The sequence below is a fragment of the Streptomyces sp. NPDC002845 genome (genome assembly GCF_053591955.1).
Genome location: NZ_JBSFUU010000007.1, coordinates 164,919 through 188,607 on the forward strand (window position 1 = coordinate 164,919; position 23,689 = coordinate 188,607).

Consider the following 23,689-nt stretch of genomic DNA (forward strand, 5'->3'; position numbering starts at 1 on the left):
CATTCCGGACTACAGGAGCCGCACCATGAGATACCCCCTCAGAGCCGTCACCGCTCTCGCCGCGCTGTCCCTGCTCACCACCGCCTGCGGCGCCGACGACGGACCCGCCACGACCGCCGACGGCAGGACCATCGTCAAGATCGCTCTCTGGAACTACGCGTCCACCCCCGAGTTCAAGGCGCTGATCGAGGGCTTCGAGGCCGAGAACCCGGACATCGACGTCCAGCCGGTCGACATCCTCGCCGACGACTACTCCGACAAGGTCACCACCATGCTCGCCGGCGGCGACACCACCGACGTGCTGACCATGAAGAACGTCACCGACTACGCGCGGTACGCCACCCGCGGCCAGCTGCAGTCGGTCGGCTCCGACGTGGAGGGGCTCGACCAGGCCAAGTACTCCGGACTCGACGCCTTCGACCTCGACGGCGACTACTTCGCCCTGCCCTACCGGCAGGATTTCTGGGTGCTCTTCTACAACAAGGCACTCGTGGAGAAGAGCGGCGCGGACCTGTCCGGTCTGACCTGGTCGGAGTACGCCAAGCTGGCCGAGAAGCTCACCACGGGCTCGGGCGACTCCAAGGTCTACGGCACCTACCTGCACACCTGGCGCTCGGTGATACAGGCGATCGCCGCCGCGCAGACCGACGGTGACCTGCTGGGCGGCGACTACTCGTTCTTCAAGGACCAGTACACGATGGCCGTGGACCTGCAGAAGGCCGACACCGCGATGCCGTTCTCCACGGCCAAGAGCCAGCAGATCGAATACAACTCGATGCTCACGACCGGCAAGGCCGCGATCGTGCCCATGGGCACCTGGTGGCCCGCCCGTCTGCTGCAGGAGAAGGCCCAGGGCCTGCATGACGTCGACTGGGGCATGGCACCGATGCCGCAGATCACCGCCGGCGGTGAGACCGTCACCTTCGGCTCGCCGACCGCCTTCGCCGTGAACAAGAAGGCCAAGAACTCCGAGGCGGCCAAGAAGTTCGTGCTGTGGGCCTCCGGTCCGGAGGGAGCGGCCGCGATCGCCAAGATCGGTGTGGTTCCGGCGTACTCCGACGACACGGTCATGGAGAACTTCTTCGGCGTCGAGGGGATGCCCGCCGACGCCCTGTCCAAGGAGGCCATGAGCCCGGACACGGTCAAGCTGGAGATGCCGGTCAGCGACAAGTCCTCCGACATCAACCAGATCCTCGACGAGGAGCACGAGCTGATCATGTCGGGTGAGAAGTCCGTCGGTGACGGCATCGAGGAGATGGCCTCCCGTGTGAAGTCCGAAGTCGAATGACCTCGACCGCCAACACGACGGCTCTGAGGCGGCGACGCCGACGTACCACGCTGGTGGGCTGGAGCTTCATCCTGCCCAACTTCCTCGGCTTCGCCGCCCTGACCCTGGTCCCGGTGATCGCGACACTGCTGCTGGCGTTCACCAACTGGAACTCCTACAGCACACCGGAATGGGTCGGGCTCGACAACTTCCGCCGGATGCTCGACAGCGACAACTTCTGGGCGGCCCTGTCCAACACGACGTACTACGCGGCCGGACACATCCCGCTCACCCTGGCCGCCTCCCTCGGTCTGGCGGTGCTGCTCAACCAGAAGCTGCGCGGCGTCGGTGTGCTGCGCACCGCGTTCTTCTTCCCCTACATCACCTCGCTGGTCGCGGTGGCCGTGGTGTGGAACATGCTGCTCAGCCCGGACATCGGGCCGGTGAACCAGCTGCTCAAGGCAGTGGGCGTGGCGAACCCGCCGGGCTGGACCACCTCCACCGACTGGTCGATGCCGGCGGTGATCATCACCAGCGTGTGGCGTGACATGGGCTACTACATGGTGCTGTATCTGGCGGGGCTCCAGACCATCCCGGCGGAGCTGTACGAGGCCGCCAGGGTCGACGGCGCCGGCCCGTGGAAGCGGTTCTGGCACATCACCCTGCCCGGCCTGCGGCCCACGACCTTCTTCGTCCTGGTCATGCTGACGGTCGCCAGCTTCAAGGTCTTCGACCTGATCCAGGTCATGACCGAGGGCGGTCCCGGACGCTCGACGCTGGTGCTGTCGCAGCTCATCTTCCGGGAGGGCATCACCCAGGGCAGGTTCGGCTACTCCTCGGCCATCTCCCTGGTGCTGTTCCTCCTCGTCCTGGCCATCACCGTGACCCAGTTCAGACTCCAGCGGAGGCACGAGCGATGAACACCACCGTGCTGCGCAAGGACAGCGCGCCGGCCGGGGCCCCGCCGAGCAGCGGCGGCGGCCCGGCCACGGCCGGGAGCCGGCCTCGCCAGGGCCGGTCCCGGGCCGGGCGGGTGGTCGGCCAGGTCCTGCTGTACACGGTCCTGACCATGCTGTCGGCCGCGATCCTCGTCCCGTTCGCCTGGATGCTGGTGTCCTCGGTGAAGCTGGACTCGGAGGTCTTCACGGTCCCGATCCAGTGGATCCCGAAGTCCTTCCACTGGGAGAACTTCGCCGACATCTGGACCGAGATCCCGATGCTCACCTATCTGTGGAACTCAGTGTTCCTCAGCGTCGTCATCACCTTCCTGCAGGTGCTGACCGGGAGCTTCGCGGCCTACGGCTTCGCCAAGGTCCGCTTCCCCGGACGCGACGCCCTGTTCCTCGCCTACATCGCCACCATCGCGGTGCCGTGGCAGGCGTACATGGTGCCGCAGTACATCATCATGCAGCGCATAGGACTGGTGGACACACACCTGTCGCTGATCCTGCTGCAGGCGTTCGGCGCCTTCGGTGTCTTCCTGATGCGCCAGTACTACCTGACCATCCCGGAGGAGCTGAGCGAGGCGGCGCGTCTGGACGGACTGAGCGAGTACGGCATCTGGGCCCGGATCATGCTGCCGCTGTCCAAGCCGGCGCTGGCCAGTCTGGCCCTGCTGACCTTCGTCTTCACCTGGAACGACTACATGGGTCCGTTCATCTACCTGACGAGCAACGACCTGTGGACCGTGCAGCTGGGCCTGCGGTCGTTCGTCGGCGTGTACGACGCCCGGTATGCGATGATCATGACCGGCTCGGTGCTGTCCGTCCTGCCGATCCTGGTGGTCTTCCTGCTCGGCCAGCGCCACTTCGTCCAGGGCATCGCCACCAGCGGAATGAAGTGAGGGCGGGCGATGAGCACACACGTCGACGGCCGTCGGACCCCGCTCAACGTCAGCCAGGGCTCCTGGGACCTCATCTGGTCCCACGTCCACCGGGTCCTGGTGGTCAACCTCGCGGTGGCGGTCACCAACCTGCCGCTGCTGCTGGCCCTGTCGACCGAGCCCCAGCCCTGGCGATACCCCGTCTTCTTCACCCTGCTCTCGCTCGGCGCCGGGCCCTGTCTCGCCGCGGTCTTCGCCTACCTCCGGCTGACCGTCGAGGACGAGCGGGCGTCGGTGGCCGAGGTGTTCCGCTGCTACCGGCGCTTGTTCCGGCGGGCACTGCTGAGCTGGTCGCCGTTCGTGCTGCTGGCCGCTGTCGCCCTCACCGACCTGGCCTTTCTGCGCACCACGGCACCGGGCCCGGCGCTGGTGCCGCTGCTGGCCGTGGTGGTCCTCGTCGCGGCGAGTTCCGGCATCGTCGCGATGGCCGTGCTGGCTTACGACCCGCGGGCCACCGTCCGGCACACCGTGCTGGCGGCCTCGTACGCGTCGGTGCGCCGCTGGCCGTTCGCTCTGGCCAACCTCGGTCTGCTGGCCGTCGGCCTGGTGCTCGTCAACCAGGCGCCGCTGCTCGGGCTGGCCGTGGTGCCCGGCTGCGTGCTGTTCGTCGTCTGGCGCAACTGCCGCGCGATGTCGGCCCCGGCACGACCCGCCCCTCTCTGACCATCCCTCAGTTCACCGAGCCACAGGCGGGTTTCGCCACGGCCCGAACCACTCCGGCGAGGGCCACCGCGTGCCGTCTGAACAGCGCGGCTGCCACGGCAGCCCGTCCCGAGAGGAGACCCATGTTCCGCTCCCGTTCCACCCGCACCCCGCGCGGTGCCCGCTCCGGCAGACCACCCGCGGGGCGGCGCCCGCTCCGCCGGGTGCTGGCAGCCGCGCTGACCACGCTGGTCGCGGTGCCCGTCACCCTGCTGTCCGGCGCGTCGCCGGCCTCGGCGGCTGTGGACCCCACGCAGTTCAAAGGCGTGAACTGGGCCCGTATCGGAGACAACTTCGTCGACGGCCCGGTCGTCCTTGAGGGGCTGAGCGTCTCCGACAGCTACGCGACCGTCAGAGCCAAGGCGGACGCCCTCTACAGCGGGTTCGAGAGCACCGTCGGCGCCAACACCGTACGGCTGCCGATCAACACCTACTCCGTCCCCGGTACTACGTGGGGTGACGCATACGCCGGAGCCATAGACGCCGCGACGGCCCAGGGCTTCAATGTGATCCTGTCCTACTGGGAGGACGGGGCGTCCTCCGGCGGCAGAATCGTCGACACGGCCGCCTTCAACTCGATGTGGGACGCCGTCATCGCCAAGTACGGATCCAACAGCCGGGTCTACTTCGAGCCGATGAACGAGCCCCACGGCTACAGCGCCACCGACTGGCGCAATGTCGCCGCCACCTGGATCGGACGCTACCCGTCCCTCCCCAGGGAGCGGATCTTCGTGAGCGGGCACGGCTACAACGGCGACGTCACCTCCGTGTGCGGCGACAGCCGCCTGGACGGGACGTATGTGTCGCTGCACCTGTACGCGTTCCAGTTCAGCGCCAGGTCCTACGACGAGTGGATGAACCTGTTCAGCTCCCGGATCGGCTCCTGCGGTGCCCGCACCGTCCTGGACGAGTTCGGCGCACCGATGGACGACGGCCGTAACTACAACGACGCGAACAGCACGGACAACTTCGTCCGCTACATGCGCGCCGCCACCGACACCGTCCGTTCTCAGGGGATGGGCGCGGTCTACTGGCCGGCCCTCGGAGGCAAGCGCTCAGTACGGCCCGATTACGACTGGTACTCCCTCTACGCCCTCCAGGGCAGCGGCACCGACCTGAAGCTGAGCGTGCGCAACACCACCATGGTCGACCGGCTGGAGTACGCCTGGGGCATCGGCGACGGCTCGCCCACCACGACGCTGCGGAACGTCGGCGTCCCGGGCTGCCTCGACGTCCCCGGAGTCACTCAGCAGAACGGCACCCAGGTCCAGGTCTACAGCTGCAACGGCGGATCGAACCAGCAGTGGACCAGAACGGCCGGGGGACGGATCACCGTCTACGGCGGGGCCAAGTGCCTGGACGCCCTGGGACGGGGCACGGCCAACGGCACGAGGGTCGGCATCTACGACTGCAACGGCGGCGACAACCAGAAGTGGACCTTCTACTCCGACGGCACGGTCCGCGGCGTCCAGTCCGGCCTCTGCCTGGACGTGGACCAGTCCACGTCCCGGATCCAGCTCTGGTCCTGCTGGGGCGGCGACAACCAGAAGTGGCAGATCGCCCAGTAGTACTCCCGCGTAGTACACCCGCCAGAAAACATTCCCTGAGCCGGTTCTCCTTCGGCAGTGGCAGCACCGGGCGGTGGTTCGGTGCCGTCCATGCCAGGAGGGCCGGTTCAGGGCATGACCGGCCGCGCTCGCGCGCACGGCCCCGGCCTGGCCCGTTCCGCGAACGTGACCATCCGGGTGGTTACCTGCCGGCCCTGACGACCGACCCGTCCGCCCCTCCGGCACCTACCGGATTCCGGCGTCGGGAAGCTACGACAGGGGCGGGACCAGGAAGCGCCACGGCTCGATCCTGAGCGTCTCTGATTGGCTTAGGGATCCCCCGTGTTGCTCAGGGATGTGAGCCAGTCGTCTTCGTGCCCTGGTGCTGAACAGCGGAAGCCGTCAGTCCTCGTGGCACGTCCCTCCGGACGCTGGTCGGTGAACTCTCGCGACCTCACCGAGGAGGGTGCCCGACATCGCCTGGGCGCCGGGCGTGCGTGTGACGTTCTGTCACGGGATCGCTACGGATCACTAATCCAACTGGTGAGCCTGACGGCCACCGAGGAGAGCCGCGTGCTCGCACGCCGGCCCAACACCACGATCAACCGGCTCCAGTCGTACAGCTTCCAGAAGCGGTACGTGCGGCACTACGCGTACCAACTGCGGCTCGACCCGATCACCACCGCGACGGGGCGCAGCGACGCCACCTTCCGTGTGACGAGCTGAGTCCGACAGGGACGCCGGCGCCTCACGGCCACGTCCCACCTGCCACCCTCCGTCCAGCGGGGAAGGCGCACCGCCGGTCTGCGCGACTGGCCTCTGCACTGTCCTGCGGCCCCGGGGCGTGGAACCCGCCCGCTCGGGGCCGCTCCCCCCGTCGACAGCCAGGACAACCTGACGGTCTTCTTCACGCTGCGCTGACACCGGCCACCACCCCCACCAGCGGGCACCACCCCCTACCCAGGTGCCAGGCGGAGATTGGCTCCCCGGGGTGACGCCGGTCAGTACGCCTTCTCCCTAGCTTCCGCCCACCAGGTCGCCGTCGAGGCGGCCGACGGATTCAACGGATGCTGGGGAGACACACCATGCGGCGCTTCAAGCGCACTCTGGCCGCTTGCGCGCTCGTCCTGACGATGGCCGCGGGAACAGTGGGCTGGGCGTGGGGCGAGGTGCAGACCGCCGTCACCGGCCCGCCGCCGGGCACCGGGGCGTGGCGGGCCGACCACGCGCTCGGCAGGGAGTTGCCCGACCCGGCGTCGGCCGCTCCCTCACAGGTCGCCGGGTTCTTCGCGGGGCTGACGGCGAGTCAGCGCACGCTGCTGGTGACCCGTCACCCACTCGTCACGGGCAACCTCGACGGCACCCCGCCCGAGCTGCGGTACGCCGCCAACACCCGGGCGCTCACCGCCGAACAGGACCGGGCACGGGTCCGCGCCGCCGACCCGGAACTGTCCGCGGGCTCCCGGCGGCAGGCGAGGGCACGAGCCGCGGCGTACGGCAGGCTCCTGGCACCGGGGCGTCAGATCCTCGCCTTCGACCCACGAGGGCGCGGACAGGTCGCCGAGGTGTACGGGGACCTGCGGACCGCCCGGCGGGTCGCGGTCGTCGTACCGGGGTCGGACACGGATCTGGGCTCGTACGACGCCGTGGCCCGGATGGCACGGAACCTGCGCACCGAGATGGCCCGGCTCTCGGCCGACGACCGCCCGGCGGTCATCGCCTGGGTGGGCTACACGACCCCGGTCGGGGTCGGCTACGACGCCGCCACCGGCCGCCTCGCGGAGGACGGCGCGCCCCGGCTCGTACGGTTCCTCGACGGCCTGGCCGCCACGAACCGCCACGCGCCCCCGCCCGCCGTGTTCTGCCACAGCTACGGCTCGGTGGTGTGCGGCGCCGCGGCCCCCCGGCTGACCGGGCGGCAGGTGTCCGACCTCGTGGTCGCCGCCTCGCCCGGCATGCGGCTCGACCACGCCGACCGGGTGCGCGTCGGGACACGGCTGTGGGCGACCGCCCGCGACGCGACCGACTGGGTCCGGCGCGTCCCCGCCGTCGAGCTCTTCGGACTCGGCCACGGCACCGACCCGGCCGACCCCGCCTTCGGCGCCCGCGTCGTCTCCTCCGACCGCGCCGAGGGCCACACCGGCTACTTCGAACCCGGCACCGCCTCGCTGCGCAACTTCGCCGGCATCGCGCTCGGCGACTACCGCGCCGTCACCTGCGCCCACCCCTCCTCGCACACCACGGAGGACTGCCGCCATGGCCTCGTCTGACCTGACCGCCCCCGCGGCTCCCGCCCGGACCCCGCTGCCCTCGGCCCCACCGCCGCCGTCCGCTCCGGTCCGCCCGGCGGACCCGCTCGCCGCGCCCGTCGGCGACCGGCCGGCGCCCACCCGTCCCGCGTCCGCCCGTCCCGTGCCGACGCGTACGCGCTCCTGTCCCGGACAGGCCGCCGGGCCCACGGCCCCCGCACAGGCCGCGGGGACCACGCGAGCCGGGCGGCGGAGCCGCCACCACATGGTCGACGCACCGCAGGCCACGGCCCGGGAGCGGCTCCGCCGCGCGACGGCCGGGGCAGCCGCCCGTATCGAGGCCCGCACCCCCGCCCACCGCGACCGCGCCGTCGACGCGCTGCGCGCCCTCGCCCTGCTCGCGGTACCCCTCGGCCACTGGCTGCTCGCCGGCCTCACCCGCGACCCCGACGGCACGCTGCACAACGCCAGCCCGCTCACCACCTTCGGGTTCCTCGCCCCGGCGAGCTGGGTGCTGCAGATGCTCGGCATCTTCTTCCTGGTCGGCGGCTACTCCTCCGCCCTGTCGCTGCACCGCTCCGCCGCACGCGGCGCGTCCACGGGCGCCTGGCTACGAGGGCGACTGTCCCGGCTGGGCCGCCCCGTCCTCGGCGTCGCCGCCGTGTGGGCGGTGCTCCTGCCGGTGCTGTACGCGGCCGGGGTGCCCGCCGTGACACTGCGCACCGGGGCGGTGCTGGTCGTCCAGCCGCTGTGGTTCGTCGGCATCTACCTGCTGGTGACCGCCCTGACGCCCTGGTGCGTACGCGCCGCCCGCGCGCTCGGCGGGTGGACCGCCGTGCCGCTGCTCGGCTCGGTCGCCGTCGTGGACCTGCTGCGCTACGGCCCCTGGGCGCAGGACATGCCGTCCTGGCTGGGGGTGCTCAACCTCGGCCCGGGCTGGCTGTTCGCGTACCAGCTGGGCGTCTGCTGGGCCGAGGGGCGGCTCGCCCGGCGCGGCGCCCGGCTGCTGCTGCTCGGCGGCGGCGCGCTGTTCGCCGTACTCCTCCTCGTCTTCCACTACCCGGCCAGCATGGTCGGCGTGCCCGGCACGGCCCGCACCAACTCCCACCCGCCGTCCCTGCTGGTGCTCGCCCTGGCCAGTGCGCAGTGCGGCGCCGCGATCCTGCTGCGGGACCGGCTCGACGCACTGCTGCGGCGACGGCAGGTGCTGTGGGCGGCGGTCGTGGCCGTCAACCTGTCCGCGATGACGATCTTCTGCTGGCACCAGACAGCCCTGCTCACACTGGCGGTGCCCGGCTCGCTCCTCGACATCCCGATTCCCGGGCTCACCACCGCTCCGGACACCGTCGCCTGGATCCTCGCCCGGATCGCCTGGCTGCCGCTCATCGCCGTCACCCTGCTCGGCATCGGCCGCCTCACTCACCGGTTCGAGACGCCCTGGACCGGCGTCCGAGGACCCCGTGGGGCAGTGGCCACCGTGCTGGCCACGGGCTTCGCGTACTACGTCCTGACGGTCGTCGTGTGACCGGCGGGCGCTGTGCGGTTCCTCATCGGGGTCGCTGAGGATCTGCTCCTGCTCAGCCTCGACGCGCGGCGCTCAAATAGAGCCGTAGCTCCGTGACAGCGCGAAGTGCGGAATCGCCGTCCGGCTCTTCGCCTCGGTCCGCCCCGCCTCGGCCGACCGGCCAGTGTTCGGCCGCCGCCGCCTCCGCGATCTGTCCTTTCGGCCGATCCGGCCGTCCCGTCCGGCGCATAATGTGGCGCCGTGCACCCTGCCCCCTTGATGGACGAACCCGCCGAGCCACGCAGCCGCAGGCTGGCGTGGGCATGGGCGAGGGCCCTGGCCGTTGCCGGGCTGCTCCTGTTGGTCGGCTTGGACATGCTGATAGCGATCTGGGACGGCGAAGCGCTGTGGCTCCAGGTCGTCGTAGTGCTCCCGGTCGGCCTGACGGCGGTCCTCTGGCCCGCCCGGAAGCGGCCCGCGTGGCTCTCCCCCGCCGTGCGCACCGGCGTGCCCGCCGGCCTCTCCCTGGCACTGACGGTAACCGGCCTCTTCGTCTGGAAGGCCGCCTACGGCCCTGGAGAGGTCGCGCTCCTGCTGTGCCTCCTGCTGGTCGCCGTGCGCACCTGCCCCGCACCGTGGGCGGCGGTGTGCGGCGTACTGAACGGCGTGGCGATCCTCGCCATGCCCAGCAGAGGAGACACCGCAGGCTACGACCTGACACTGCTGGTGCTGGCCGGTGCCACCGCCGGTCTCGGCGGCTACCTGCGCACCCTCGACCACCGCCGCGGCGTCGCGGTCACCGAGACCCGACGCGCCGAACGCCTCGCCATGGCCGCCGACCTGCACGACTTCGTCGCCCACCACGTCACGGGGATTCTGGTCCAGACCCAGCTGGCCCAGATGCTGGCCGCCACCGAGCCGGACCGGCTGCCGCCGATCCTGAAGAACGTCGAGCACGCCTCCACCGAGGCTCTGGCCTCCATGCGCCGCACCGTCGGCCTCCTGCGCGAGACCCCGCGCGACGGCGCCGGTCCGGAACCCGGCGACCACCGCCCGAGCGGTGGCCTGGCGGCACTCCCCAAGCTGGTGGAGGACTTCGGGGCCCCCGTCGGACCCAAGGCCGTACTGCGCCACGATCCCGCCGTGCCCGACGATCTGCCCCACGAGGTGCAGACCGCCGCCTACCGCGTCGTCCAGGAGGCCCTCACGAACGTACGACGCCACGCGGCCGACGCCACCGAGGTGACCGTCGACCTGACCCATGACGGTCACGCCCTGGTGGTCAGGGTGCGCAACGACGGACGCGGGGGCAGCCGACTCCCGGCCGCCGCCCGGGGCGGCGGCTTCGGCCTCGTCGGCCTCACCGAACGCGTCACCGCCCTCGGCGGCGAACTGCGCGCCGGTCCCTGCCCCGGACAGGGCTGGGAGATCACGGCGATGCTGCCGACCGAGTCATCGGCCACGGCGTGACGTCACACCTGCGGCATACCCGAGACGGCCGGATGGTGGAGATCCCAGACCGCGTCCTTGTCCGGCAGGAGTTGGGGCGCTTGTGTCCCGCCCCGGTCCGAAGCATCAGCCCGCGGCAGCAGTGCCGCCCCGAGCAGCCGTGTCGGCAGCCACGGCCCACACCACATGTGCGACGGCCGAGAAGAGGCGAAGGCGGAGGCGGACAGCAGTTGCCCGCATGTCGGCCCACGATGAGCGGGACGTGCGACCGGATCGCCTTTTCCCGACCCACGCCCAGGGCGTGGTGCTCCGCACCTCTGTATCCCTCGTCCTGGCCGTGACCGCGTGGGGCGGTCCGGCTCGCCGGGGCGGGTGACGTAGGACGTGGCTCTCCTGGGCACGGCGGATCACCATTCGCGTGCGGATGGGGAGCCGGAGTTGCCGCTCTGATCGGGGCGATGCTCGTTCGGGGTGTCCTGGGCGGCGTTGTCGTGCCGGCAGACGTCAGGGACACCGTCGGCGTTCTCGTCGAGGTTCTCTTCCTCGTAAAGCCGCCGGTACTTGCTGTTCCTTGTTCTCAGCAGCACGCAGGCCAGGAGGGCGGAGGTCAGGGAGCCGAGGAGGACGCCTGCCTTGATGTGCTCCAGGTCCGCGGGGTTCGGGTAGGCGAGTTCGCCGATCAGCAGCGAGACGGTGAAGCCGATGCCGGCCAGCATGGACACGCCGATCACGTCCGCCCAGGCGAGGTCCCGGCTGAGCCGGGCTCCGGTGAAGCGGACGGCGAGGTAGGAGCCGCCGAAGATGCCCAGCACCTTCCCGACGGCCAGGCCCAGCGCCACGCCCAGCGGTTCGGGACTGCTGACCACATCCCGGAAGGTGCCGCCGGACACGCTGACGCCGGCCGCGAAGAGGGCGAACAGCGGGACGGCCACTCCGGCGGAGACGGGACGGACCAGGTGCGCGATGTGCTCGGCCGGACGCGTGCCGCTTTCACCGTCCTCCGTAGCCCGCAGCAGCAGGCCCATGGCAACTCCCGCCACCGTGGCATGGACGCCGCTCGCGTAGGTCAGGCCCCAGATCACCAGGGCGAGCGGCAGGTACCAGTACCAGCCGTGCACACGCCGTCGGGTGTGGAGGTTGAAGAACAGCGCCAGCCCGAGTACAGCGCCCAAGAGGGCGGGAAAGCTGATCGTCGAGGTGAAGAAGACTGCGACGACGAGGATGGCACCGAGGTCGTCGACGATCGCAAGCGTCAGCAGAAAGGCGCGCAGCGCGGACGGCAGATGGGTGTCGATCACCGCGAGCACACCCAACGCGAAGGCGATGTCGGTGGCCATGGGCACCGCCCAGCCGTTCCACGTACCTCCCCTGGAGACAGCGACAAGGCCGTAGACCAGGGCCGGCACGCCCATGCCGCAGACCGCGGCGATCACGGGCAGCATCGCTGTGTTCCGGTGGCGCAGCTCGCCGATCACCAGTTCACGTTTGAGTTCGGCGCCGGCCACGAAGAAGAAGATCGCCAGCAGTCCGTCGGCCGTCCAGTGGGCCACCGAGAGGTCCAGGCCCAGAGCGTCGATGCCGAAGTGGAAGTCCCGTACGGCCTCGTACGCTCCGCTGAAGGGTGTGTTGGCCCACACCAGCGCCACGGCAGCCGAGGCGAGCAGCACCATGCCACCGACCGTCTCCGTGCGCAGAGCATCCGCCACGAAAGTGCGCTCGCGCTGCGGGACACGGCCGAGGAAGGTTCTGTCATTGCCGTTGCGTCGGGGCATGTGGCTGACCTTTCGATGATCCAGAAGAGCGTTCCCGGGCGCTCCGAGCCGACGGGCCGCTCACGCCTGGAGGGGCCGCTCCAGCAGGTGGGCGGCCGTGACGGCGCCGAGGAAACGGCAGGGACCTGGGGCATCACGTTCGACGACGGCGACGAGGGGACTTCGGGCCCGGGCCATCGGCGCGGCGAGTTCCACAGCCATGCAGTCGGGGGCGGCAGTGGGCAGGGAGGGCCTTCCCGTCGGGAGGCGGCCGGCGACCGTACGTCCTGCTGGTGCACGACACGGATGGTCGGCGTGCCGCTCGTCGATCACGGCGGCGAGTACGGGGGGCCTCCTGGAGGCAGCCGGGAACCGGCCTCCTGGCCACGTCACAGGCGGGCAGCTCCGCATGCGACCGCCCGGCGGGACCGGCGACCAGCAGACCGGGCAACCCCTGTCCGACGAGCAGTCCGGCCGTCCTGCGGCACCGGTGTCCGTGCCGGCCGAGACGTACGGCCGCGCGAGATCACGTGCACGCATGACTCGTCCTCCTTCCCAGCGAGTTCGGTTGGCGGCGCTCCCGTGACCGGACAGTGCTGGCCTGGTGCCGGTCCGGGACCGAGGGCCGTCGGCGCGGGGTATCGACAGCTGCGGCGGGTGCGAGTCCGTTTGCCGGTGGTCCCTGGTTGTCGTCGGCCGGGTGCGGCTCGGCGAAGAACGCCGCGAGCATCAGGCCCGTCATCGCAGCGATGATCAGTGCCACGATCGCCCGCCGGCACAGGTCATACCGGCCGCTGTCGTTGTCGCTGTCGCTATGACTGTGGCCGTGGCTGTGGCTGTCGGCGTCATCCAGTTCGTCAGGGAACTGGTGATTGATCGCGTCCATCAGCCGGACCAGCTCGGGGTCGTCCCGCGCGAGACGCCGCTCGATCTCGGCGAGGATGCGCCGGTCGTCCATCGAGGGGTTCATACCGTCACCTCCGTCCTCGGGGCTGAGGGCTCCCCGCAGAGCGACCGCGCGACCGCGCTCAGCAGGGTTCGGCTATGCGGCGCGGGCGCCGCTCCGCATGGCCTCGGGCGGCCGGAGCATGTCGACCAGGCGCACGACCTCCATGGGGAAGGGGAAGATCAGCGTGGAGTTTCGTTCGCACGGTCGGCGTGTCCTGCGCCTGCGCCGTGTTCCCGGCAGGGGCCGCGAGCGGGCAGCCCGGGGTCACCAGGAGGACTTGGACGAGCCTCCGGGCCGGTGAGCGGAGCTGACGGGTACGGCTTCGGGGCACGATGCAGACCCCTTGTCGATGGGTCGTCGGCGGGCGTTTTACTCACGGATTACCCTTACATCCTGACCAAATACCACCAAATGTGGATAAACCAGGATGCCTCATGCTCCGTGCTTTGCCGCCGCTCGGCGAGACAGGGGCGTGCCGACAGGTGGACGCGCCCCATGTTTCTCGCGTGACGACGATGGTCCGGCCGTCGATTTCGTCGATGCGCCGTCGCAGGTGGTACCGGTGCACCCGAGGCGGCCGGGGCTTGTGCGGGCGTCCGGTGATCATGTCCTGCCAGTGGGTGGCGTGCACACCTCTGGACGGTGTGCCGCCCCGGCGGAGGTGGCGGGCGATGGCACGCAGCCCTGTTCCCCCGCACCTTCGCTGTGCCATCGCCGGGCTGCTGCCGAAGTGGGCAACCGTGCGCGCGGCAGCCGGCTCAGGCCGTGTACGTTCCGCATCCCTGCGCGTGGACAGCTGTCCGGGCCGACCGAGCGGTTCGGGTCACGGACACGGAAGAGGTACGGAAACGGCCGGAGCACAGCAATACCTGGACGCCGACCTCTCGCGAGCCTCCTCCCGCGCGGTGCAGGGGACGTGAGACCACGGAGGGTGGCTTGGGGCGGTGTCTCGCACTGCCCGCGTGTGCGGTGTTCGCGCTCGGCACCTCGATGTCGGCGCTCTTCTGCCCCTTACCCCTTGCCCCTTGCCCCTTGCCCCTTGCCCCTTGCCCCTTGCCCCTTGCCCCTTGCCCCTTGCTCAATCGCGGCAAGGCCCCACCCCGTGGATGCCACATGCCCCGGTGATGCGGCACGGCCCAGGAGCCGTCGCTTCTACCGAGTTCGACCTCAGCAGGTGGTTTCGGTGGTCAGCCGGTCTTCGAGGCGGTCACGAGCTTGTCCCGTTGTCCCTCGTCCGCGAGTGCGACCAGTCTGTTCTCGACGTGCGGTGGCAGCTCTCTGATGCCGAGTTCGACGCCGGACTTGTGCGAGTGGTCGATGAAGGTCAGCAGCGCCTTCACTCCGGACACGTCGATGTAGTTCACGTTCTTCAGGTTCAGCGACAGGTCCGACTTGTCGTTGCGCAGTGTGGAGAAGACATGGTCGACGGACAGGAACGACAGCGGTCCGTCGATGTGGTACGTGTCGATGCCGTCGTGGACGACCGAGGCTTTGCGGCGGCGCGACTGTACGGCGTGGACGATGAGCGCGAGGACGACGCCGACGGCGACCGCCACGGTCAGGTCGACGAGGACGGTGACGATCATCGTCGCGAACATCACGACGACGTCACCCCGCGGAGAGAGATGCGCCTTGCGCAGGGCCTCCCAGTCGAACATGCCGAACGCGGTGAGGATCAGGATCCCGGACAGCACCGCGAGCGGGATGTACTGCACGACGGCCCCGAGGCCGACCACGAGAACGAGGAGGATGACGCTGGCGGTGGCCGCCGACAGCGCCGTACGGCCGCCGCTTCTGACATTGACCACGGACCGGACGGTCGCTCCGGCGCTGGCCAGGCCGCCGAACAGTCCGCTGACGGCGTTGCCGACTCCCTGGCCGATCAGTTCCTTGTTGCTGCGATGCCGGTGGCCGGTGATGTTGTCCATGACGACCGAGGTCAGCAGCGAGTCGATCGAGCCCAGCAGCGCGATGCTGAGCGCGGGGAGAAGGAGGGTGAGGATCAGTGACCCGCTGAACTCGGGGACGGTGATCGAGGGAACCGACTCCGGGATCTGGCCGATGTAGTCGATCGCCGAGTTGAGCGAGACCGGTCCGACACTCACGTCCCGCAGCAGCGAGTCCACGAGCCGCAGGGCCACGGTCATGGCCACGAGCGCGATCAGGCTTGCCGGAATCGACTTGATCACTCGTGTGGACACGAGCATGAGCACGATCGTGCCCGCCACCACCAGGAAACTTCTCTGCACCTGGTCCATCTCGCCCAGGATGATGATCAGCGCGATCCCGCCCATGAAGCCCGACACCACGGGGTGGGGTATGTAGCGGATCAGCGATCCGAGCCTGCACAGCCCAAACAGAATCTGGAAGGCGCCCGCCATGATGAACGCGAGGAACGCGGCCTCAAGGCCGTGCGTGGCGACCACTCCGGTGGCGACGACGGTGATGGGCCCCGTGGGGCCGGTCACCTGGCCGGGCGTACCGCCGAACAGCGCCGCGAAGAATCCGGCGAAGATCGCGCCGTACAGTCCGACGAGCGCGCCCTCCGAAGTGCCGGTCGCGGTGATGCCGAAGGCGATCGCCAACGGCAACGCCACGATCGCCACGGTCAGGCCGGAAAGTATTTCTTTGGTGACGCGCTGGAACATTCAGCTCCCACTTCGGTCGACAGCATGCGGACACCGGCCCATGGCAGACCGAGCCGCCGACCAGGCTTCCCGGCACTCCACAAGTAAAGGTGCAGCATAAGTCACGTCAAAAGAAGACCAAAGATCGCCAATCCGAGGTCCACCGACGCGCCACCGACGACCGAGACCGACGCGGCCCGTCGTCAGTCACAGGTTGATCCCGGGCGGTTTTGACGAGAAATGACGGGCGCACCGAATGTCTCGGCCGCATGCTCGGTCGGCCCGCCCGGCGGCAGCAGCGAAGCAGGCCGCGGTCTTGGTGCCGACCTGCCGACCGGTGCCCATCACGTGACGACCGCTCCACATCATGTGTCGGCCGGTCGGCATCACGGCACGCCGCGGGTCGGCATCACGGCACGCCGCGGGTCGGCGTCCTCGACTTCGTGGCGATCACGCCCGGCATCGGCCGATGGCGACGTGATGGATGTCCGGTACTTGTCGCCGTCGTCAGTCAGCGAGGGGTGTGGGACGGGAGGGCGTCGGGGGTGGCGCGATCGGCCTTGGCCGCGTCGGCGAGGGCCTTGGCAGCGGCCTCCGCGGCCTGAGCCGTGTCGCTGGCGGCCTGGGCGGCCATGTCGTCCGAGGGCTTCTCGCGGGTGGCCGGCGACTGGGGCAGCGCCTCGGTGAAGGCGCGGGACACGCCCTGGAGTGCTGCGGTGACCTCGCTGGGGATCATCCAGAAGGTGCTGCCCGAGCCCTGCGCGAGCTGGGGCAGTACTTGGAGGTACTGGTAGGCGAGCAGCTTGGGGTCGGGATCGTTGCGATGCACGGCCTGGAAGACCTCGTCGATGGCCCGGGACTGGCCCTCGGCCTGGAGGATCGCGGCGGTGCGGTTGCCCTCCGCGCGCAGGACGGCGGCCTGCTTGTCGCCCTCGGCGGTGAGGATCTGCGACTGGCGTTGCCCCTCGGCCCCGAGAATCGCCGCCCGCTTGTCCCGCTCGGCTCGCATCTGCTTCTGCATCGCGTCCTTGATGGACTGCGGAGGGTCGATGGCCTTGATCTCCACCCGGTTGACCCTCAGCCCCCACTTACCGGTGGCCTCGTCCAGCACGCCACGGAGCTGGCTGTTGATGGTGTCCCGTGAGGTGAGCGTCTTTTCCAGGTCCATCGATCCCACGACGTTGCGCAAGGTGGTCACGGTCAGCTGCTCGACCGCCTGAAGGAAATTCGCGATCTCGTAGAAAGCCGCTCGTGGGTCGGTGACCTGGAAGTACAGGACGGTGTCGATCTCGACGACCAGATTGTCCTCGGTGATGACCGGCTGCGGTTTGAAGGAGACGACCTGTTCGCGCAGGTCGATCACCGGATGAACGCGGTCGATGTAAGGGATGACGAGGTTGAGGCCGGGATTCAGGGTCCGGTGGTAGCGGCCGAGTCGCTCGACATTACGAGCGCGCGCCTGGGGCACGATACGGACCGCCCGCACCACGGTGAAGACCGCGATGAGCGCGGCGATCAGGCCAGCAACGAAGAACGCTTCCATGGCTTCAGTCCCGGGGGTAGACAATCGCGGTGGCGCCGCTGATCTCTATGACGTCAACGGTCTTTCCAGGAGGAATCACCAGCGTCTCGTCGTAGGCACGGGCTGTCCATTCCTCGCCGTCGATACGGACTCTGCCGTCCAGGCCCGACACCTCCGTGACGACGTAGGCAGGCCTGCCGACCAGTGCGTCCACGCCGAACCGTGCCCTTTGGGGCTGGAGCACGTGGCGCAGCGCGATGGGGCGCACGAACACCACGGTGACCGTGGCGACGACGGTGAACACCAAGAACTGGAAGGGCAGCGGCAGCCCGACCGCAGCGGACCCCGCCGTGACCAGCGCGGCCGCACTCAGCATTCCGAGCGCGGCGGTAAGGGTGAAGATCTCCGCCACAGCCAACACAGCTGCGATGATCAACCAGATCAGCCATAGATCCATAGCGTGCCTCTTCTGACCGGTGGGGGTGCGGAAGGGCTTGACTCTCACCAACCATTGGACCCCGATTGGGGACAGTCGCGATACCCCTGGGACAGGAAACCCTGCCGAACAAGCGGAGATGTAGTGGTGCAACGCACCTCAAGCGGACACTTCGCACCTCTGCGGCAATTTTACCCAGAGACGTCGGCTGTTGCGGTTCCGTTATCGTCCGGGCCCGGTCCGATCACACCGCGTACATAGCTTCGATGACCATGATCGCTCACCGCGCGGGGCCTTCGGCGTCCCGCCCGGGCCCTGCGTCCCCTTGATCCTCCACCCTTTTTCACTACTCGAGTCACCGAGTCGAGAGGTCCTATGACATGAGCATGCCCGAAAGTTCCTTGGATTCCGGCAGGCGAAGCGGACGAAGCAGACGAATACCTGCCGCCGCCCCGCTGGGCGCCCTCGCCATGGCCGCCGTACTGACCGCGACCGGGATGCCGGGGGCGGGCCAGGCCGTCGCCCTGTCCGCCGCGGAGTCGAAGAGCGCGCAGACGGCTGCGAAGGCCGCGAAGACGGTGACGCTGATCACCGGCGACAAGGTGTCGGTCGCCACGGACGGCTCCGTCGTCGGAATCGAGCGGGCCGAGGGGCGCGAGGGCGCGTCGTTCTCGGTGCGGGAGGTCGACGGGCACACCTTCGTCATACCGGGCGACGCGGCGCTGCCGGTGGTCCAGGGCAAGCTGGACCGGCGGCTGTTCGACGTGACGCAGCTGATCGCGTACGGGTACGACGACACGAGCCGGTCCGATCTGCCGCTGATCGTCACCTACGCCGGGGACCAGACACCCACCGCGAACGCCTTCCGTGACGCGCGGGCCCGGGTGAACCAGAGGCTGACCACCATCGACGGCGTGGCGCTGCGGGCCGACAAGCGTGGCCACTCGGCGTTCTGGGAGACCTTCACCGACGGCGCCGACGGTGGACAGGGCACCGCGCGGCTGTCCGGCTCACCGGCGGTGAGGAAGGTGAAGAAGGTCTGGCTGGACGGCAAGCGCCAGGCCGCCCTGGACACGAGCGTGGCCAGGACGGGCGCGCCGGCGGCCTGGGACGCGGGGTTCGACGGTACGGGCGTCAAGGTCGCCGTGCTGGACACCGGCGTCGACCAGACGCACCCCGACCTGGCGGGCCAGGAGATCGCCGAGCGGAACTTCTCCGGCTCCGAGGACAGCGTCGACCGGCAGGGCCACGGCACCCATGTGGCCTCGACGGTGGCCGGTACGGGCGCCAAGACGGAGGGCAGGTACAGGGGTGTCGCGCCGGGCGCGCGCATCCTGGACGGCAAGGTCCTGGACGACTTCGGCAGCGGCTGGGACTCCGACATCATCGCGGGCATGGAGTGGGCGGTGGCCGAGGGCGCCCAGGTCGTCAACCTGAGTCTGGGCGGCACCGACACCCCGGGCATCGACCCGCTGGAGGAGACGGTCAACCGTCTCTCCGCCGAGACGGACACGCTGTTCGTCATCGCCGCGGGCAACTCGGGCGAGCAGGGCGAGAGCACCGTCGGATCGCCCGGCAGCGCCGAGTCCGCGCTGACGGTCGGCTCGGTGGACAAGGCCGACCGGCTCGCCGACTCCTCCAGCCGCGGCCCGCGCGTCGGCGACGGCGGGGTCAAGCCGGACCTGACCGCGCCGGGCGTCGACATCACGGCCGCCGCCTCCACCGACAGCGACATCGAGGAGTGGTTCCCCTCGGGGACGCCCGGTTACGCCACGCTGAGCGGCACGTCGATGGCCACTCCGCATGTCGCGGGCGCCGCCGCCATCCTGGCGCAGCGGCACCCGGACTGGACCGGCGAGCGGATCAAGGCGGCGCTGACCGCTTCCACGAAGCCCGGCCCGTACAGCGCGTACCAGCAGGGCACCGGCAGCACCGATGTGGCCCGGGCGATCGAGCAGACCGTCGTCGCCGAGCAGGGGCCACTCAGCTTCGGCCGCCCGAAGTGGCCGCACAACGACGACGAGCCGGTGACGAAGGAGATCACGTACCGCAATCTCGGCGCCGAGCCGGTCGTCCTGGACCTGGCCGTCGACGCGCTCGGGGTGGACGGCAAACCCGCGCCGGAGGGCATGTTCGAGATGCCGTCGCGGCAGCTCACCGTTCCGGCGGGCGGTACGGCGAGCACCACGGTGACCGCCGACACTCGCGTCGGCGGCGAGGCCCACGGCTCGTACGGCGGCTCGGTGACCGCGGCCTCGGCCGACGGCGGGACCTCGGTGCGCACGGCCTTCGGCGTGGAGCGCGAGGTCGAGTCGTACGACCTGACCATCAAGCACCTGGACGACGACGGCCGGCCGACCGGCAGGGGCTGGACGACGATCGAGGGCCGGGACCGCGACTACTCGGGGGACTTCGCCGACCCGACGGACGGCGAGGTCACGGTGCGTCTGCCCAAGGGCAGTTACGCGCTCACCGGGATCCTCGGCGCCGACGGCGAGTCCGCCGCGACCGACTCCCTCTTCCTGGCTCCGGCCCTGCGGCTGGACAAGGACACCACGGTCGTCATGGACGCCCGTAAGGCCAAGGCCGCGCGCGTCACCGTCCCCGACGCGGGAGCCGAGAACCACCACGCCCAGCTCATCGCGGGCTACACCAGCTCCGACGGGCAGCCCTTCGGCTTCCCGCCGGTCGTCTTCGCCTTCCCCGATTTCCAGAGCTTCAAGGTCGGACACATCGGCCCCAAGGCGCCGAAGGACGCGGCATACGCCCAGTACAGCGGTTTCTGGACAGGTCAGTCGGCCGACGGGCGCACCGTGAACTACCGCCTCGCGTGGAACCGTACGGGTTCGCTCGGCGGCTTCACCGCCGATGTCCGGCGCAAGCAGCTGGCCGAGATCGACTTCGCGGTCGGCAGGCCCGGCCCGGACCCGACCACGCGGGTCATCGCGACGCCCCTGACGTCCATCGGCGAGTTCGGGGCCGACTTCAGCACCCCCACCGAGCTCCAACTGCCGCTGCGGACCACCGAATACGTCCTCGGCAACGGCGTCAAGTGGAGATATGACGTACACCAGTTTGATTCGGAGAACTCGCAGATGGGAGAGTTCACGGCGTACAGGCCGAAGAAGAGCTACTCCGCGCGGTTCAACGTCGGTGTCTTCGGTCCGATCCTGCCCCCGACCGAGGGGGAACCGCGGTGGGGGCACCCCGGGATCGCGCGGAGCGGGAACACGATCAAGGCGCACCTGCCCTTGTTCGGCGACAGCGACGGACATGAGAGCAGCACCGGCCTGGCGAAGCTGGAGAGTTCGCTCCGCGTCGGCAGTGAGGAGATCTCCACCGAGGGCGATGTGCTGGACATCGCCGAGTACACCGTCCCCGGCGAGGACAGCCGGTACGAACTGAGCGTCGACGCCTCCCGGGACCCCGAGGTGTACCGGGTCAGCACCCGCGTGCGGGCGCAGTGGACGTTCCGGTCGGCGAACGTGTCCGAGGACAGCTGGACCCGGCTGCCGCTGTCCGTGGTCCGCTTCGCCCCCGAGCTGTCGCTGACCAGCACGGCGAAGGCCGGCGAGAGGTTCGAGGTGCCCTTCACCGTGGAGGGCGCGGCCACCGCGCGTACGGCCGAGGACCTGGCCTTCGAGGTGTCCTACGACGAGGGCAGGACCTGGACCACGGCCGAGGCCGTCGACGGTACCCACCTGTCGCTGGACCACCCCGAGCAGCCCGGAACCGTCTCACTGCGCGCCAAGCTGACCGACCGTGACGGGAACACCCTGGTCCAGACGGTCGACCGCGCCTACCTCACGGTGCGGTAGGCCGAGGGCCGAGCGGGGGCCGGAGGGCCCGACGGCGACGGCGTGTCCGAGGGCCCACGGGTCCTGGACACGCCGTCGTCGCGTATGCCCTGCGTACCAGTTGCCACAACAGGTCAGGAGACGGCGGGGCCAGTGATGAACTTGCCGTCGGCGTCGTACGGCCAGACGTTGGGGACGCAGCCGTTCATGCCCTTGATCTGCTGCATCATCGCCGGGGCCGGCTCGCCCTCGCCGGGGCAGCCGACGTGGCCGTGGCCGAGGAAGTGGCCGACCTCGTGGTTGATGATCAGCGCGCGGTAGGCGGTGACGTCCTTCGCGTAGACGGGAGTTGCCAGGAGCCAGCGCTTGAGGTTGACCATGACGTCCTTGCCCACGTTGCAGTTGACCTCACCGCCGGTGTCCAGGCCGTACTGTCCGCAGATCTCGTCCACGGTTCCAGGAGTGGCGACGCGTACGGCGAAGTCGGTCGGGCCGCTGGAGACGCGTTGGAAGGCGGACTTGCCGTCCGCCGTCCAGCCACGGGGATCGGCGAGTATGCGCTCGACCTCGGTGGCGACCTCGGCGGCGGAGAGGGAGAGGCCGTCCTCGACGTCGACCCGGTAGCGCAGGGTGTTGCCCTGTCCCGCGGTCGCGCTCCCGCCCGGGGCGGCGGTGAACGTTCCGGGGCCGGAGGCGGGGATGGAGGGCGCCGACGAGGTGGCGGGGGCAGAGGGGGTCCGCTTCGCGCCGCGGCTCGGCGGCTCCTGGGAAGGGCTTCGGGAAGGAGAAGGAGAAGGAGAAGGAGTGGGAGACGGGCCGGCGGTGCCCGGGCCGGCGGTGCCGTCGGAGCTGTCTCCGGCGGCGGCCCCTGCCGTCGTGGACGAGGACGACGTCCACGCCGTGACCGCCGAACCGGCGAGCACCAGCGCGGCCGCCGCGGCCAGGCCGACCGGCCAGGACCCCTTCCTGCCACCGCGCTCGGAGGCGCGTGCATGGCCTGGCCTGCGACGACGGGAGCGGGCGCTGGAGCGGGAGCGGGTTGCCTTGTGCGTGGTCATGCTTCTTCACAGTGGGTGGGCGATGTGCGCGTACCTGGCCCGCCCGATCACGAAACGATAACGACACCCGTATGATCATCCTGTAACAACCCCCTGGCCCGCCCGATCCTGTGCGAATACTGAGCCCATGCCACGTGTTCTGCTGATCGAAGACGACCGCGCGGTCCGAGAGGGAGTCGGGCTCGCGCTGCGCCGCCAGGGCCACGAAGTCGCGGCCGCCGAGAGCGGGGAGGACGGGATGGCCCAGCTGCGGTCGTTCCGGCCGGATGTCGTCGTACTCGATCTGATGCTGCCCGGGATGACCGGCCTGGACGTGTGCCGCGCGATCCGCTCCGTCGACCAGACGATGCCGATCATCATCGTGACGGCACGGGGGGATGACGTGGACATCGTTATCGGGCTGGAGGTGGGAGCCGACGACTATGTCGTCAAACCCGTCCAGGCGCGGGTGCTTCAGGCGCGTATCCGCGCCGTCCTGCGCCGCGCGGCCGGCGGCGCGACCGCCGACCCGGCCGCCGACGGCATACCGAAGATCGAGACCCACGGGGATCTGTCCATCGACCGGGCCGGGCTGTCCGTCGCCCGGCAGGGCGTGCCGGTCGCCCTCGCCCCGTCCGAACTGCGGCTGCTGCTGACCCTGTCCGCCTCGCCCGGCCAGGTGTTCAGCCGTCAGCAGCTCCTGGAGACGGTCTGGGAGCACAGCTATCACGCCGACGCGCGCCTCGTGGACGCCTGCGTCAAACGGCTGCGCTCGAAGATGGGGGAACCGGCGGGCCGGCCTCGTTACGTCCAGACCGTACGCGGCTTCGGTTATCGGTTCGCGTCCCGGTGAAGGTCCCCGCTCCGGTGAATACTCCCGCTCGGGTGAAAGCTCCCGCTCGGGTGAAAGCTCCCGCTCCGGCGAAGGTTCCCGCTCCGCCGAAGGCCCCGGTCAAGGAGAGGTTCAAGA

Annotated in this window: 17 protein-coding genes and 1 pseudogene; 11 read left to right on the forward strand and 7 right to left on the reverse strand. The window is 69.9% G+C overall.

What is annotated here, in order from left to right:
* The first annotated feature begins 25 nt into the window (after positions 1 to 25).
* From ACWD3C_RS07400 to ACWD3C_RS07440, 9 genes and pseudogenes are all read left to right on the forward strand, one after another.
* Positions 26 to 1,288: an ABC transporter substrate-binding protein gene (locus tag ACWD3C_RS07400; RefSeq protein ID WP_451141052.1), complete on the forward strand. Its 1,263-nt coding sequence runs from the start codon at positions 26 to 28 to the stop codon at positions 1,286 to 1,288.
* A complete protein-coding gene (locus ACWD3C_RS07405; protein ID WP_451141054.1) occupies positions 1,285 to 2,187 on the forward strand; it encodes a carbohydrate ABC transporter permease in 903 nt (300 codons plus the stop codon). Before ACWD3C_RS07400 ends, ACWD3C_RS07405 begins: the two co-directional genes overlap by 4 nt.
* Positions 2,184 to 3,110 carry a carbohydrate ABC transporter permease gene (locus tag ACWD3C_RS07410; RefSeq protein ID WP_451141056.1) on the forward strand — a complete coding sequence of 309 codons (927 nt, stop codon included), beginning with the start codon at positions 2,184 to 2,186 and terminating at the stop codon, positions 3,108 to 3,110. The genes ACWD3C_RS07405 and ACWD3C_RS07410 overlap by 4 nt, the downstream gene beginning before the upstream one ends.
* 9 nt (positions 3,111 to 3,119) lie before the next feature.
* Positions 3,120 to 3,812, forward strand: a complete 693-nt coding sequence (locus tag ACWD3C_RS07415; protein WP_451141058.1) for a hypothetical protein — start codon at positions 3,120 to 3,122, stop codon at positions 3,810 to 3,812.
* 122 nt (positions 3,813 to 3,934) lie between these two features.
* Positions 3,935 to 5,419 (forward strand): ricin-type beta-trefoil lectin domain protein, encoded by a 1,485-nt coding sequence (locus ACWD3C_RS07420; RefSeq protein WP_451141060.1) that lies wholly within the window; start codon positions 3,935 to 3,937, stop codon positions 5,417 to 5,419.
* A 588-nt stretch (positions 5,420 to 6,007) separates the two neighbouring features.
* Positions 6,008 to 6,124 (forward strand): annotated as a pseudogene (locus ACWD3C_RS07425) (AbfB domain-containing protein); the annotation flags it as partial.
* A gap of 359 nt (positions 6,125 to 6,483) precedes the next feature.
* Entirely contained in the window at positions 6,484 to 7,668 is a 1,185-nt protein-coding gene (locus ACWD3C_RS07430; RefSeq protein WP_451141062.1) for an alpha/beta hydrolase, read from the forward strand.
* A 244-nt stretch (positions 7,669 to 7,912) separates the two neighbouring features.
* A complete protein-coding gene (locus tag ACWD3C_RS07435; protein ID WP_451141100.1) occupies positions 7,913 to 9,172 on the forward strand; it encodes an acyltransferase family protein in 1,260 nt (419 codons plus the stop codon).
* A 258-nt stretch (positions 9,173 to 9,430) separates the two neighbouring features.
* Positions 9,431 to 10,621 (forward strand): sensor histidine kinase, encoded by a 1,191-nt coding sequence (locus ACWD3C_RS07440; protein WP_451141102.1) that lies wholly within the window; start codon positions 9,431 to 9,433, stop codon positions 10,619 to 10,621.
* Between the two features lie 386 nt (positions 10,622 to 11,007).
* On the opposite strand, the gene nhaA is transcribed toward ACWD3C_RS07440, so the two are convergent.
* The 6 genes from nhaA to ACWD3C_RS07470 form a co-directional block, all read right to left on the reverse strand.
* The gene (gene nhaA, locus ACWD3C_RS07445; protein ID WP_451141064.1) at positions 11,008 to 12,372 is read right to left on the reverse strand and encodes a Na+/H+ antiporter NhaA; all 1,365 of its coding nucleotides are present in this window, start codon (positions 12,370 to 12,372) and stop codon (positions 11,008 to 11,010) included.
* 60 nt (positions 12,373 to 12,432) lie between these two features.
* Positions 12,433 to 12,573, reverse strand: a complete 141-nt coding sequence (locus ACWD3C_RS07450) for a hypothetical protein (protein ID WP_451141066.1) — start codon at positions 12,571 to 12,573, stop codon at positions 12,433 to 12,435.
* A gap of 304 nt (positions 12,574 to 12,877) precedes the next feature.
* Entirely contained in the window at positions 12,878 to 13,321 is a 444-nt protein-coding gene (locus ACWD3C_RS07455; protein ID WP_451141068.1) for a hypothetical protein, read from the reverse strand.
* Between the two features lie 1,166 nt (positions 13,322 to 14,487).
* Positions 14,488 to 15,948: a SulP family inorganic anion transporter gene (locus tag ACWD3C_RS07460; RefSeq protein WP_451141070.1), complete on the reverse strand. Its 1,461-nt coding sequence runs from the start codon at positions 15,946 to 15,948 to the stop codon at positions 14,488 to 14,490.
* Positions 15,949 to 16,438: 490 nt separating this feature from the next.
* On the reverse strand, positions 16,439 to 17,470 hold the full coding sequence (locus tag ACWD3C_RS07465; protein WP_451141072.1) for an SPFH domain-containing protein: 1,032 nt from the start codon (positions 17,468 to 17,470) through the stop codon (positions 16,439 to 16,441).
* A gap of 4 nt (positions 17,471 to 17,474) precedes the next feature.
* A complete protein-coding gene (locus ACWD3C_RS07470; RefSeq protein ID WP_451141074.1) occupies positions 17,475 to 17,906 on the reverse strand; it encodes an NfeD family protein in 432 nt (143 codons plus the stop codon).
* A 365-nt stretch (positions 17,907 to 18,271) separates the two neighbouring features.
* On the opposite strand from ACWD3C_RS07470, the gene ACWD3C_RS07475 reads away from it, so the two are divergent.
* Positions 18,272 to 21,703: a S8 family serine peptidase gene (locus tag ACWD3C_RS07475; RefSeq protein ID WP_451141076.1), complete on the forward strand. Its 3,432-nt coding sequence runs from the start codon at positions 18,272 to 18,274 to the stop codon at positions 21,701 to 21,703.
* A 113-nt stretch (positions 21,704 to 21,816) separates the two neighbouring features.
* Here ACWD3C_RS07475 and ACWD3C_RS07480 read toward each other — a convergent pair whose 3' ends face one another.
* Positions 21,817 to 22,740 (reverse strand): DUF3152 domain-containing protein, encoded by a 924-nt coding sequence (locus tag ACWD3C_RS07480; protein ID WP_451141078.1) that lies wholly within the window; start codon positions 22,738 to 22,740, stop codon positions 21,817 to 21,819.
* A gap of 127 nt (positions 22,741 to 22,867) precedes the next feature.
* On the opposite strand from ACWD3C_RS07480, the gene ACWD3C_RS07485 reads away from it, so the two are divergent.
* On the forward strand, positions 22,868 to 23,572 hold the full coding sequence (locus ACWD3C_RS07485; protein WP_451141080.1) for a response regulator: 705 nt from the start codon (positions 22,868 to 22,870) through the stop codon (positions 23,570 to 23,572).
* Positions 23,573 to 23,689 lie beyond the last annotated feature (117 nt).